General features: G+C 34.9%; 12 protein-coding genes and 2 pseudogenes. 6 read left to right on the top strand and 8 right to left on the bottom strand.

Going from position 1 to position 13981, the window contains the following annotated elements; translation table 11 throughout:
- Positions 1 to 109: pseudogene (locus tag M1V25_RS02795) on the top strand (IS5/IS1182 family transposase); the annotation flags it as partial.
- A gap of 181 nt (positions 110 to 290) precedes the next feature.
- Here the strand turns inward: M1V25_RS02795 and M1V25_RS02790 are convergent.
- From M1V25_RS02790 to M1V25_RS02755, 8 genes and pseudogenes are all read right to left on the bottom strand, one after another.
- Entirely contained in the window at positions 291 to 1487 is a 1197-nt protein-coding gene (locus M1V25_RS02790) for an MFS transporter (protein ID WP_498842371.1), read from the bottom strand.
- Complete coding sequence (locus M1V25_RS02785; RefSeq protein WP_498842370.1) at positions 1484 to 2527, bottom strand: FAD-dependent oxidoreductase; 1044 nt, start codon at positions 2525 to 2527, stop codon at positions 1484 to 1486. Before M1V25_RS02785 ends, M1V25_RS02790 begins: the two co-directional genes overlap by 4 nt.
- Complete coding sequence (locus M1V25_RS02780) at positions 2524 to 2883, bottom strand: cupin domain-containing protein (RefSeq protein WP_116964403.1); 360 nt, start codon at positions 2881 to 2883, stop codon at positions 2524 to 2526. The genes M1V25_RS02785 and M1V25_RS02780 overlap by 4 nt, the downstream gene beginning before the upstream one ends.
- Positions 2865 to 4139, bottom strand: a pseudogene (locus tag M1V25_RS02775) (lysine N(6)-hydroxylase/L-ornithine N(5)-oxygenase family protein). Before M1V25_RS02775 ends, M1V25_RS02780 begins: the two are co-directional and overlap by 19 nt.
- Before the next feature lie 2 nt (positions 4140 to 4141).
- Positions 4142 to 5674: a class I tRNA ligase family protein gene (locus M1V25_RS02770; protein WP_498842369.1), complete on the bottom strand. Its 1533-nt coding sequence runs from the start codon at positions 5672 to 5674 to the stop codon at positions 4142 to 4144.
- Positions 5675 to 6238: 564 nt separating this feature from the next.
- Positions 6239 to 7030 carry a phosphodiester glycosidase family protein gene (locus tag M1V25_RS02765; RefSeq protein WP_498842368.1) on the bottom strand — a complete coding sequence of 264 codons (792 nt, stop codon included), beginning with the start codon at positions 7028 to 7030 and terminating at the stop codon, positions 6239 to 6241.
- 3 nt (positions 7031 to 7033) lie between these two features.
- On the bottom strand, positions 7034 to 7744 hold the full coding sequence (gene purC, locus M1V25_RS02760) for a phosphoribosylaminoimidazolesuccinocarboxamide synthase (RefSeq protein ID WP_498842367.1): 711 nt from the start codon (positions 7742 to 7744) through the stop codon (positions 7034 to 7036).
- A 25-nt stretch (positions 7745 to 7769) separates the two neighbouring features.
- Complete coding sequence (locus tag M1V25_RS02755) at positions 7770 to 8837, bottom strand: hypothetical protein (RefSeq protein WP_498842366.1); 1068 nt, start codon at positions 8835 to 8837, stop codon at positions 7770 to 7772.
- Between the two features lie 301 nt (positions 8838 to 9138).
- On the opposite strand from M1V25_RS02755, the gene M1V25_RS02750 reads away from it, so the two are divergent.
- From M1V25_RS02750 to M1V25_RS02730, 5 genes are all read left to right on the top strand, one after another.
- On the top strand, positions 9139 to 10398 hold the full coding sequence (locus M1V25_RS02750) for an MFS transporter (RefSeq protein ID WP_498842365.1): 1260 nt from the start codon (positions 9139 to 9141) through the stop codon (positions 10396 to 10398).
- A gap of 148 nt (positions 10399 to 10546) precedes the next feature.
- Positions 10547 to 11260, top strand: coding sequence for a Crp/Fnr family transcriptional regulator (locus tag M1V25_RS02745; protein WP_498842364.1), 714 nt, complete (start codon positions 10547 to 10549; stop codon positions 11258 to 11260).
- A 174-nt stretch (positions 11261 to 11434) separates the two neighbouring features.
- On the top strand, positions 11435 to 11929 hold the full coding sequence (locus M1V25_RS02740) for an Hsp20/alpha crystallin family protein (RefSeq protein WP_116964395.1): 495 nt from the start codon (positions 11435 to 11437) through the stop codon (positions 11927 to 11929).
- Positions 11930 to 12593: 664 nt separating this feature from the next.
- Positions 12594 to 12953, top strand: coding sequence for an aminotransferase class I/II-fold pyridoxal phosphate-dependent enzyme (locus M1V25_RS02735; protein WP_498842363.1), 360 nt, complete (start codon positions 12594 to 12596; stop codon positions 12951 to 12953).
- Entirely contained in the window at positions 12950 to 13807 is an 858-nt protein-coding gene (locus tag M1V25_RS02730) for a DMT family transporter (protein ID WP_498842362.1), read from the top strand. The genes M1V25_RS02735 and M1V25_RS02730 overlap by 4 nt, the downstream gene beginning before the upstream one ends.
- The last annotated feature ends 174 nt before the right edge of the window (positions 13808 to 13981 follow it).

Raw genomic sequence — 13981 nt, 5'->3', positions numbered from 1 at the left:
GTTAAAACGTTTTAAAATTATTGCCGACAAATATCGGAATAGACGAAAAAGGTTTGGACTTCGATTTAATTTAATAACGGGAATTTACAACTTTGAATTGACTAATTGAGGTTTGGAAAGAACTCTATTGAGTTGTAATTCCTGCAGCGTACATCAATTTTCGCTATTTTTTATTTGAAATTATAAAAACAAATGTGCTAGATAATAACACTACCGAAATTTTCTTTAGACTATTCGTTAGCTGATTGAGATGCTTTTTCATGTTGTGCAAATCAAGAAAAAATAACGTCTTACTCAGCACTTTGCAAATCTTTCTTCGTGTACAGAGATTCTGGATTAATCGAAAAAATAGATAATTTTAGTAAAACAAGTGCCAATATCAACTCAATAAAAGCTAAGGTAGAAATTATAATAATAACACTCGTATAGCCAAAAGCCACGATAGCCAATCCAGCTATTGGAGGAAAGGCATAGACACCAATAAAATATGATAAAGAAAAAAAGGTAATCACATCCGCCCGGTGATTTGGTTGTGTAACATTAACAGCAATAGCCTGTATTGTCGGATATACTAAACCATAACTTATGCCAAATAAAGCTGAGCTAATACAATACAACAAAACACTGTCACTTGAAAACAAGAATGAGGTCAAACTTATCACCATTAGGATTAACAACACAATTGCAACTTTATACTGATTATATTGAGAAAGACGCTTACCCAACAAAAGTCGCGATAAAACAACAGAAAGGGAATAAATTAAATAAAAAGATGAATAATTCATTCCAATACTATTTGCGTATGTTGACTGAAAATTCACCATAATGGTAAACGCACAGGCTCCCAAAAATACCATAATGAGAGGGTATAGAGCCATTGATTTTATAATCAAAGAAAATGTTTTCCAATGTGTTTCATTTTTTGGAAATTCTTTGAATTCAGGTCTTGCTAAATAAAAACAACCTGCAGCAACTAAACTTGCAATACCCGCAATAAAAAATAAATATTGAAAATCCATTTGGTCCTTCCAAAAAAAATGCGTTGCAACAGGTGCCACACCAGAACCTAGAACGCTAAAAGCTGATAAATAACTAAAAAACACACTTCTATTGGTATTATTTGCAAATAAAGAAAGGGAATATGGTGCTGAATTGTAATAAAACCCCCAACCTATACCTAACAGTAGAGAAGCTAGAATAATTTTAAGTCCCATAGAATGTACAACAAAAACAAATAATAAAATTCCAACAGTATATGAGATACAACCAATTACAGTTACTAAATTACTTTTCATTTTTTTTAACATTAATTTACTAACAATAACGGCAAAGATAGTTCCAATTCCAGTAACTCCCAAGAGAAACCCTGTAGCATCTTGAGCCCCACCCAAGTGCTCTATAAACAAAGGTAACAGGAAAAAAGCACCATATGAAAATGATAGCAATAATGCACCTATAAAAATAAAAACCACAGACTTTTCTTTCATGTTAAAAACTCTCTACATATTTGGCTAGCGATAGCATAAGAGAATCGATATCCAGATCCGGATGCTCCTTCAACAAGAAGGTTTGCTTTTGACAGGGTTGAAATTGAAATTTCCCCAGATGGCGAATAATGATCGCAAAACACTCTTCCACCTGAAAATAAATCACCCAGTTTGTTTGAATATTTCCTCAGAATCCCAAGAGCGATTTCTAAATCTTTCTCTGAAAATGTCAGCTGTTGCTTAGGTGCTACATCCCAATCTTCTGAAGTGAAGCTCATCAGCCAATAACCTTTTTCGGGCAAGGGCAATAAAAAAGCTTTCTCATCAAAAAAAATAATTGCTGGATCATCCTCAGCAGGTATAGAAGCTAAATGCAATGCTGCAACCTTTTTTATTTTCACCTGATTAGTTTTTTGAAGTGCCTCCCCATACTGCCAAGGACCAGTTGTAAAAAGGTTTTTTTTGCTTTTTAAGCTCACCCCGCTCTCCAATGTAATATGCTCTTTATCCATGTGATGAATCGGAGAGCATTCAAAAATCATATGGGCTTTTCTTCTGAGAAACAATGACATTTGGTTCATCAGCATTGGCAAATCAGCACAGTGAGCGCTTTGCCTAGAAAAATAAATTTTCTTATCCGTTGGGATGTTTAAATAATTCCCTATAGAACATTTGGTTTTTAATGCACAATCATTAGAATCTTCCAAGTCAGATGCTATATAATATTTCTGAAAATTATTTATGCTTGTAGCACCTACAATGTAGTATGCCTGTTTCTTTTTTAACTTCAGATCAATATGGTCTTGGAGTTCTTGCATTACAGAGCTACCCTCAATAATCAATTTTTTTCCATTCTCTGTGTCCGTTTTTGCAAGTGGTGTCGAGAAGCCAGCAGAATACCCTGATGCTCCAAAACCAATTAAATTTTTATCTACCAGAGTCATTGAAAGGCTTGGGTTACGTATTGCAGCGAGTGTTGCTGTTGTCAGCCCTACAATCCCACAACCAATAATTAATAAATCGCTTTGATATTCTTTCATGGGTTCCACCAAATCGAAATAATAATAAGCGGAGTATTACCAATATTTTCTACCGAATGCCGCTGAAAAGAATCAAAGTACACCGCATCCTTTTCTTTTACCTCAGAAACACTTTTATCACACGTTACACGTCCCGTACCACTGACGATTAACCATAGTTCTCTTACTTCATGGCAATCGAATGGCGTAGTAACGCCTGGCTGAACCGTAAAGAAAGAAGACTTAAAAGGAGCAACTCCCTGTATATTGCCAGCAAATAAAACCTCTTGAACTTCTATACCTAACGGAAGATTTTCTAAAAATTGTTTTTCTAAAATTTCCATAAATCTCTCTTCAGCTATTGAACCAAGCCCCATTGAATCAGGCAATCACCTTCAACATTTTGATAAACCTCTTTCCCTGAAATTTGATTGATGATTCTTGCACTCCTATAAGCAAGCAAGCTCAGATTGGGATCGGCAACACCATGCGTATGTCGTGCACCATTTTGAATGTAGATGGCGCAGTTTTTATCTCCTTCCCAATGCAAGCGATAGTCCTCATCAACTATAAGACCATGCTTATCCCTATTTAATTGATTTGAAATTTTTTTCAAGAAATGTAGTTCATGATAGTGATAACCTGTGCACAATATTATTCCATCTACATTGTATTGCTTATCTAATCCTGCTTCCAAATCAGAAACCGAAATTGAATATCGGTCATCGAGTTGATTCACGTCATGCAACTCATGAGATGGCAATAAATAACAAATCTGAGGGAGTTTTTTCACATATTTCAGCTCATACAAACGCCTATATATCGATACAGCAGTGGACTCTGAAATTCCATCACTCGCTAATTTATGTTGCGCCAATAATCTTTCTTTTTTGGCGGATGACAACGAAAAAAAGTGTCGAGAGTACGCGGGAACAAATAGCTCGTTTGTGAATGGGGAGTCATCGATAGGCAAAAAATTTAATCTTTTCGAAAACCACAAAATTTTTGCGGGCATGTTTTCTTCATCACTTATTAAAGATTGAACTATTTCTGCCGCACTCTGACCGCCCCCAATAATGGCCAATGTCTTGTTTTTAAAGTTTCGCTTTTTAAACATAAACTCACTATTGTGAAACACGGTATCGCTAATAATACTCCGACAACACTTGGGAATATAGGGTCGCAGCCCAGTTCCTAAAACAAGGTTTTTAGTTAATAAAATATCTCCTGTAGAAGTCGTTACTTTAAGATGCTCACCATTATAATCAAGGTCAGTCACCTCAGAGCCTTTGTCTACATTATTTAGACTGTTAAAAACCCATTGTAAATAATCAGCAAACTCACTACGGCTAACTGCTTCGAAATTGGCAGTGATAAATTGATATAAACAGCCTTTTGAATGCAGGTAATTAAGATAAGAATATGGATTTGTTGGATCTACCAAAGTTACCAAATCTTTCAGATAAGACACCTGTAGCTTAGCCTATGGTAGCAGCATGCCAGGATGCCAATTAAAGCTACTCTGCCTTTCGACAAATCGCGCCGTTAATTCAGGGGCTCTCACACCCAATAACGCAGATAAACTCAGATTGGCAGGACCAGCTCCTATGCCAACTATGTCATACTTATTCATTACTAGCCTACCTTGATTTCAGAAATATTAATTTGCTCAATCTCACTCATTGAGAATGGTTCCGAAGAAAAGTGATTGCAATTCTCTAATGATGGTACTCCGGTACCTCCAAGAAAATCCCACACTCTTTGACTCAACACTGGCATTACCGGATAGCAAAGAATCGCGATACCGTGCAACCATTCCATATACTCACTTTCATAAACGTCGCCTTCCAGCCAGCTTATAATATCCAAATAAAACTTATTTCCACTATAATTACTGGGGATTGCATCCATTTTTTTCTGCTCCCATAATCTTAACAGGCCGCTACTATGTTTGTTGTGCTCTTGTCTAGGCAAATAGAAATTTGGAACTTTTAATTTACTAATTATTTTTGCGTTTATTATACAAGCAATCCAATTATAGAAACTTACAAATTCCTGCAGATTAAAATCACTCTGATCCTGATCAGCATTAACTTTGAGCAAGAATAATCTAATCAAATCGATGCTAATATTTTTAGGTAACTTGTGAACCCATATAGCATGGTTTCTACTGGTAGAAAACTTATCTCCATTTAATGTTAAAAATTTATTTGACAAGTAGCAATCAAAACCTTTATGACCTAATGACAGAGCTTGATTTAATGTCTCTACCAAAAAAGTCAATGTGTTATCAAAACCAAAACTGACCACTGTATTAACGTCCGCATCCTCAGTAAAGGGTAGAGTTTTTAAATTTAAAGCTTTAACACAAGACTCTCTCAATGCTGTGTAGTAAGAAAAAAATGTACCATAGCTATAATAAACTCGTTCATGCGAAGCTGAAATCCCCCACTTAATTGGAAGGGTTAATCGTGTGTAGTCATTCTTGGCTAGAAAACTTTGTGTCAATTCAAGAGAGTTTTTCGGGACATAAGAAGCCACAAGCGCCTTCTGCAGCTGTGGTTTATCCATTTTGAGAAATAGCGTACTAACTCTCTTCATTTCTGTTAACTTAAACTCTGAGCGACAGTGAACGCCTGTCATTTCTTCTGGTCTATAGGTAAATCCACATGTTTCACAAATAAAGCCAGAAGTCGCGTGCTTGCACTCTGGGCAGATACCAGCAATAAAACTGGGAGGTAGAAATCCATAGTTATTAGAAAAAGGGTACTGTTCATTAATTTCAACAGCTTTGCCCATATCAACCAATTGCTTTACTTGCTGTTGTGTTATTTCAGTCAAATGATTTTTATACTTGATATCCAATGGATTCAAGAAAAGATCCATATCAATTAACATGGTTTTCAAGTCATTTACAATTTGATCATGATAAAAAAAGCAAAGCGCTTCAATTGATTTTTTTTGGTTATGTGCGGCAAGTAAAGCATGAGACTCATAGCTATCAGAGCCACTACAAAAGAAGACAACGTTGCCAATTTGCTGATTTGATCTTTTGATTACGTCTAACTTTAAAAATGGCCCTCCAATATGTCCCAAATGCAACCTTCCATTTGGGGTTGGAATGGCAGAAACTAAAAGGTACTTTTTGCAATTATTATTCAGAAACATTTTAGTTTTTAGTTAATTTAAGTAACGAAATGTATAATATTGAAAAAGCAAATATAAATCAACACAAAAAGAATAGTTTATCAGGGGAATCGCATTTAAAAGTTATTGGTTTATCGCAAATTATATGAAAGATTTTACAACTGATTATCTTTGATATTTTTTAATCTCATGTACTTTTACGCCATAAAGCAGTGCCGAAACATCCACTTCAAGCCTCCTTTGCAATGGTGGTTAATTGGTTTTGCTTTACCTGAATAACAAATGGAATTCCATGATCATTGAGTAACTTTAACCATACTCCACCAATAAACTCACGATCACCTAAAACACCTGCAATAAGATCTACGCCAAACTGCTTGATAAAGCCTTTAACTAACTGGACTCACGCATTTTTAATTTTCTCATACTCATTTTTCATTTCTAAATATAATTTTATATGTTGATTGATTAGCGGCAATAACGCTTTCCGTGTCTCGCAGCATGTGATTATCATCTGTTGTCCTTAGTCATATTCATCAAATCTGATCTCTATCAAATATTTCAAATAATAATTAAGTTTTTTTATCAATTTTTGCCTATTTCATTTTCAGTAAGTTTGAAATACACTACACTTTTTACTGGAACGTACTCTGGATAAATAATTGGTGTTACAATTTGACGCAATACAAAAGCTGCTGCTATACCGCCATCAAAATTTACTGCTCGTGTAACATGGAAATTAAGTTGAGCTGTAATTGCCTTTATGACATTAGCACTTTGTTGCAAAGTTGCACTATCAATAAAAAATACCATTAAATGATTATTCGTAGTTTCTGCATAAATTACTCTTTTTGAAATACGTGTGTTTTCAACTTTTTGTATCTCATTATTTTTCATGAGAACTGGTCCTGCTTGAAACGCATAATATGCATTTTTATAGTTTTGATCTTTGTCTAAAATACTTATTTGACCATTTTTATCTATCGTTATAATTGAAGATAGCAAGCTATTTTCAACTAATCCCAATCTGAGTTTTCCCTGATCAATTAAAAGCCCATTGACTAAAAAACCCTCACGATAATAGCCCCCATTTGTGGCTAAAAAAGCATTGTTATATGATGCTATATCTAGTGTACTTTGAATATTATCCTCACGTTGGATAAACAAACCCGCGTGATATTGATTATTTTTAAGAACAACAACATCAACTAATATAGGAAAGGTTTTCTTTTCAATAGCTGCAAACTCATAAAAAGATACACCAGCATTTACTAATTTATGTTGACTAACGGTGTTTAATTGCCACGCATAACTTAAGGTTATTCCTAAAAAACAAATCAATGCGAACAATAAAAATTTATACAAAACAAAACGCATTAGTTATATCAACGTAAGCCCAATACGTTTAGCAACGGTTTTATAGTGCCCTACCACGTCACCTAAATCCTGACGAAAACGGTCTTTATCAAATACATCTTTTGTTTGTTTATCCCATAGCCGACAGCCATCAGGACTAAACTCATCACCCAACAATAACGCACCATTAAAGCGACCAAATTCAAGCTTATAATCAACTAATAGCAACCCCGCATCATCAAATAACTTAGACAAAATATCATTAACTGTAAAAGTCACCTTGCGCATATATTTTATTTCCTCAGGCGCTGCCCAATTAAAAGTCAAGATGTGTGATGTGTTGATCATAGGGTCACCTAAGGCATCGTCTTTCAAAAAAAATTCAAAAACAGGACGCTCAAATTTCATGCCTTTTTCAAGTCCCAAGCGCTTACAAATTCCACCTGCAGCATAGTTACGAACAACACATTCAACAGGAATCATCTGTAGCTTTTTCATCAAACTTTCTGTTTCGGATAGCACTTTAATAAAGTGTGTTTTTACTCCTCTCTCCTCAAGTTTTTGCTTAATATAGGCATTAAATAAGTTATTGACATGACCTTTATCTTTTAAGGCTTCCTTTTTCACACCATTAAAAGCAGTAGCATCATCTCGATATTCAATCACAACTTCATTGCTATTGCCTGTTTGATAAACTGATTTTGCTTTTCCTTGGTATATTAATGACTTCTTCATTTTATTTAGCCTTTTTCTACTTCATTTATTGTGCGGATGTTAATGGAATATGACTTGCAATGTTTGCTAAAATGAGTTTAGCGACTTCAACGGGAATAAGAACTTGTTTTATATCAAATAAAGATACTCTTAATTGTTGCTGCTCTTCTCTAAAGAAGTTGCGCCAATTACTCATATCACTGAAAATTGATCCGTTTTGTGTATAAGGGTATAAATACAATAAATAGCTTTGGTCTTTGCTATCCTCAATCAAAATTGTTTGCTGTTTTTCATCATACGCTATGTATTTAAAACCAGCATTATTAATTGCCTGTTTTAAAGTCTTATTTATGGTTTGCTCATCACCTACAAATACGATAGACGCGACTGTATCGTCGGTATAAAGTTGGAACTTCAAACCACTATTTGTGTTAATAAAGCCAAATTGTGCATTAATGAGCATTGCTTCATCAACTTGTTGACCCTTTATCGCTTTATCAATCGCTTCGACCAATTGCTGAGATAGTTTATCTGTTGCTGGCTTTTCATCTATTTCAAACAATGAAAGCTGGGCACGTCTAAATTCATTTTTAATAGGTTCAATAAATACATAATATGATTTAGCTGACAGTTTATCTTTAATCACAAACCGACTATTGTCTTTGTCTGTTTTTTCAATTACGACTGTCAATACCTTATTTTGTAAAGCATCTTCAATAATTTTCCATACTAACTTATATGGCTCATAAATTATAAGCTTTGCTTGATTGTCTTTATCATAATCAAGTTTAGTAGAAACCACGTAAAGTTGCTTTTGTTCAATAAGACTCACGTTATAGCCTGATCCAAAATTAGGTGGCAATAAAGCGCTTTGTGCTTGTTTAAACTCATTAGTTGTAAAACTTGTTTGCCCTTCTGGCACGACAAGTGCTGGATGAATATTAGGGTTGTCAGACACAGACTTTGGCACTTCAAGTGGCTTGTTTTGCTCTACAGGTTGGCGTGCATAATCAAAGTCACGGTTACGGAAAAAATAACTGGTTGAACCACAACTTGTTAGTGTTGTAACGCCAAAAATGGTGAATGAATATAAGATAATTTTTTTTAATTTCATGCGTTATGGTGATTGAGAAAAAGTAACCCTATTATACACAAAAGCAGCCAAAGTACGCATTTGATTTTAGCGCAAAAGCTCAGTTAATTAAGCCAATACTCAAGATAGACAAGATAAAAAAGTTTTTGTCAAGCCTATAATTATGGATTCAAAAGCTAGTTTAGGTCCATTACTTAAATTGGTTTTTCCCTTTTTTTCCTTCGTACATTCACTATTGTCAAAAACATATTTCGACATTTACCTTTTTTTTCAGTATAAAGAAGCATATTAGAAATGATATTCTTAACGTAAATTAGGATCTATGATTAGTCATCGTAATCTCATAGCTGCTTGGATTTGTTTTCTAGGCGGCTTTTTTGTTTTGTACCAATTTTTATTACAAGGCTCAACGAGCTTAATGGTGCATACTTTAATGCAAGACTTATATCTTAACTTGATACAAATTGGCTTTCTATCATCAGCCTTTTTTTATCCTTACATTCTGTTACAAATTCCAGCAGGCTTTATTATTGATAAATTTGGTCCTAAAAAGACATTGTTTGTCTCAACCTTTATACTTGCAGTCAGTACTTTAGGCTTTTCTTTTTCTGAATGCTTTGGAAGTGCCAATATTTCTCGCATTATCATGGGAATCGCAAGTGCGCCAGGTGTGGCTTGTGCAATGTACTTAGCGGCACGTTGGTACCCTCAAAAATTTACCCTCCTTGCAGGACTTATTGAAATGATGGGGATGCTAGGAGGAGCCCTTGGAGATTATTTCTTGGAAATTTGGATTCAAAGTTATGGCTGGCGTATTGCTATGATTATTTGTGCGATAATTGGGTTTATCCTTGCACTTCATATTCTTATCTTTGTAAAATCCACTCAACATGAAATTTGTAAAAATACAACAAAATCACAAAAAACAAATTGTGAACCTCACATATTAAAACACTTTATTATATTACTTAAAAACCTAAACGTTTGGCGTTATAACTTATTTGGCGGTTTAATTTTTACCATTATTAGTGCCTTTGCCTCTTTGTGGTGTATTGGCTTTTTACAAACTCTATATCCAGATCATGTAAATTATGCCGCATATGCCACTGCATTTGTTTTTATTGGTGCAGCTGTCGGTGCCGCTCTAAGCGGTTGGCTTGCTAGCAAGATAGGATGTCAGCTCGTGATGCAACTCTTCAGTATCATTGCATTTATTAGCTTTTCACTGCTTTTGTACTTACCCATGCAATTTAGCATTGCTAATATTGTGTTGTTTTTATTAGGATGCGGATCAGGTGCTTATATTCTTCCGTTTGGTAGTGTCGAAAAAATTGTACATCCAGATGCACAAGGCATGGCAATGGGTTTTACTAACATGATTATCATTGGTCTAGGTGGTCCGCTATTGCAGCCATTAATTGGTTGGATTTTAAGTTGGTATCAATCTGCTTATCAATATACTACAAATACACTATCTGGTTTCCAAACGGCACTTTTACCTATTACAATTGGTTTGATCATCGCTGTTATTCTGGCTTTTATCCCTCAGCAAAATTCTAAATTAACCAAGAGGAACATTTAAAAACAAGATTATTTAAGATATTACCCTACTTTTATTTATATTAAATAGAATACACTTTATTACCAATTTCATATAGTTTGCAATGTGAAATAATAACAATATAGAAACAGCTAGTTTGATATTCTGATCATGATTTTGGTAAATTGTTATGCAAGTAGACTTCTTTCAATGCATTGGCTTGTTTTCACAAGCTTCACAAGAAAGCTTAAAACGACTATCACAAATCGCTAAACGGTACGTTTATAAAAAAGATGCCATTGTTTTTAACCACGCCCAAAGCCAACAAACTTTTTTATATGTCATAACTGGTAGTATTAAGTTATATAAACAAAGCATTGACGGGGAAGAAATCATTGTCGATGTGCTTACTCAAAGTCATTATTGTGGTGAAAACTTCCTCTTTACATCAAGTAAAGAGTATACTTATGAAGCACAATCTATTTCACATCTTGAAATCTTTACCTTACCCATTCAATCATTAAAACAGCTAATATTGTCTGATCACAACTTATCGTTAAACTTTTTGCAAGCTACTTTGCAAAAGCAACGACAGTTAACTACACACATTGAACATTTGTCTACTCAAAATGCCATGCAACGAGTTGGCAGTTTTCTATTACAATTATGTGACAATACAAAAAATCAAATAAATATAAGTTTAAAACTACCTTATAATAAAGCTTTATTAGCGTTGCGCCTAGGTATGAAACCTGAAACATTTTCTCGTGCTTTAGGCAAGCTTAGTAAGCAATGTGGGATACAAGTTAACAATGAACATATTAATATCCCTGATCGTTTTAACTTAAATCAATATGTTTGTTATCATTATCCCAAAACTTTTCCTTGTAGGGCAGAGAGATAAATGCAATCCAATCGACCCTCTTAAGACTTAATTTATCATCTATAATGTTGACTCACACAATAAAAAAAGGTCATTTTTTTCTTACAACTTGACTTTAGTCAAGGCAGCCTTTTAAAAACTAAAAGATACTTGTCATGCTTAATTAATCTTAGGTATTACATAGGAGGTTGCATTATGAATTTTTTAAGCACAAAGAAAAACATTCCTGTTACTATTAGTCAAAGCAAGCAAAACCCATTCTGGTCACTACAAAATGAACTCAATAAGGTTATGAGTGACTTTAATGAGTGGTTCGAACCATTTCATTTTCCTAGCGAACGTTTTGAAAACGTTTCACTTAACCCCGCCACTGATATCGTGGATGATAATGACCAATTTAAAGTTGAAATTGAAATGCCTGGTATGGGTGAAAATGACATCAAAGTCTCAATCGATAATGGCATTTTAACTATCAAAGGTGAAAAAACCAGCTCTAAACAAGATAAAAATAAGAACTATATGATGCGCGAAATTAGTTATGGGAGATATGAGCGTAGTATACTTTTGCCTGAAACAGTTGATGTAGATAAAGCAAAGGCTTCTTTCAAAAAGGGAATGCTGTGGATCACGTTACCTAAGAAGCCAGAGTGTGCTAAAAAATCTCGAGAAATTATTGTTGAAAAAGCGTAACACAGAGTACATTTTGTTAGCACACATTTATAGCATTCAGTGATTTAAGTCCAATCAAAACTTATGAGCTTAATTAAAAATTATAATAATTGAGACCAAAATCAACCAATCAGTACTGGCTTATCAAGCTAAAAAAGAAAACTTAAGATAAGCACTATCAATAAAAAGCGTATGTATTGTTTTTGAAGTTGCCAAGAGTCTTTTAATTTATTAACGACGATCTTTGATTAAACAAATTTTGCCTATATCAGAAGTTTGAAATATGCTAAGAAATTGCGTGTTATCGCTAGCAACACGCATAAAACCTTCTTAATAATGACAAAGTCAATTTTTCTTCACCAGTAACTATTAATTAGTGGTGTCATACTTTAGAGCCTGTTCAAAGTTTCTTCTGTGCTATTAGCCTAATGAAGCGAGTACAACCATTTGCAAACTTGTATTAATTTTCCTTTCACAGTTTTTCCATATATGAACAGTTCTATGCACTCGCAGCATAATTATGTCCAGAGAATGACTGTTTGTATAAATTATGAACTAATTGTTGAGTCTGCGACAGAACCCCTTATTACTAGTCAGAATTATTTTCCGCTTGACTCCCCCCCCCCTTAAGAGCATATTATTCGCCGCACTATTCAAATAACAAGAGCAAACAAGGTTTTACAAGGTGTATACAAAAATTATCAGCCAAAAACTGGAGTCTTTGAAGGAAAGTGGACAGTATCGAGAGTTCGTCACCATCAATAGGATACGCGGACAATATCCGTTAGCTCAATCAGTAACTCAAAAAAGTACAGAGCAGGTTGTTGTCTGGTGCAGCAATGATTATTTAGGGATGTCACAACATCATATCTATCTACAGCCAATCAATTCACCGACAGTTCCTATAGGCACAGAGCGCTTTCGTGTTAACGTGACGCCAAACCATACCAAAGAGCAGATCGAGAAATTAGCTTTCGCACTCACGGAAATTTTTCACTATTTTGGAATTTCTTTCAGTCACGAGCAGGATTTTTTAAACGCATGACAGTTTTTATGTACGCCTTTTGCGCCATTGTTTGGGGAGTGAACTTTGTCGTCATCAAAATTCAAGGAACCCCTTTGAACCTTGAATTATCGCTGACGTATCGATTGGGCGGAACCGTTTTATTGTTTGTTGCTTTTTTGTATCTTATAAAACCTAGGGGAAGACTTTCTCGACAGGATTTTCTCCCTATAGCGAGCTTTGGAATATGCAACCTAGCCTTGAGTTATATTTGCCTGTATTATGCGACAATATGGGTTTCTGCTGCACTTGTAACGTTGATATTTTCACTCAAAACTGTTATGACTCCAATTGCGCTTCGCATATGTCTAGGAGACCGTCTTCATCCTAGAATTCTGGTTGGAGGCTCGATGGGCATTATGGGTGTCTCCATACTTGTTTATCCTTTGTTAATGAATGGCGCTGGAGTGAGCAATTTAAAGGGAATAGCCATTGCATTGCTTGGAACGCTATTGACGGCGATTGGTGATGTTGCCTCCGCAAGAAATGTACGATGTGGTGTGAATGCGATGTATTCAAATAGCATTGGTTTTGCCGTCGCTTTTATATTTTCACTTATGGTTTGTCTGATACAAAAACAGAGCTTTACATTGCCAATATCCTTTTCCTACCTCGGGGCTTTGATGTTTTTAATTGTCTTTTCCTCTTTTACTGCATGGATGTTTTATCTTAAATTAGTTGCGCGCATCGGAGCATCTGCAAGCAGCTATATGGTAGCACTTTTCCCCGCAATAGGCGGTATTTCCTCAGTAATCATTGGAGATTCTGCTCCTACCTTTTATTTACTATTTGGATGTTTGTTCAGTGGTGTTGGAGCGCTTATTGCTTTAAGGTAACTATTCAAGGTAGTGAGTGGGTAGTGTCTTACTTTGTCACTCGTATACTCCGTTCCCATTAAAACTACTTGTCAGCTGCTTGAGATGCTTTTTCATGTTATGCAAATCAAGAAAAAATAACGCTTCAAGCAGTTGTTTGCAATTTTTTCTTCATGTACAGGATCATATTGATAA

This window comes from Candidatus Nebulibacter yamunensis (assembly GCF_024208055.1).
GTDB lineage: Bacteria > Pseudomonadota > Gammaproteobacteria > Francisellales > Francisellaceae > Caedibacter > Caedibacter lacustris.
This window is presented reverse-complemented; position numbering and strand designations above follow the sequence as displayed.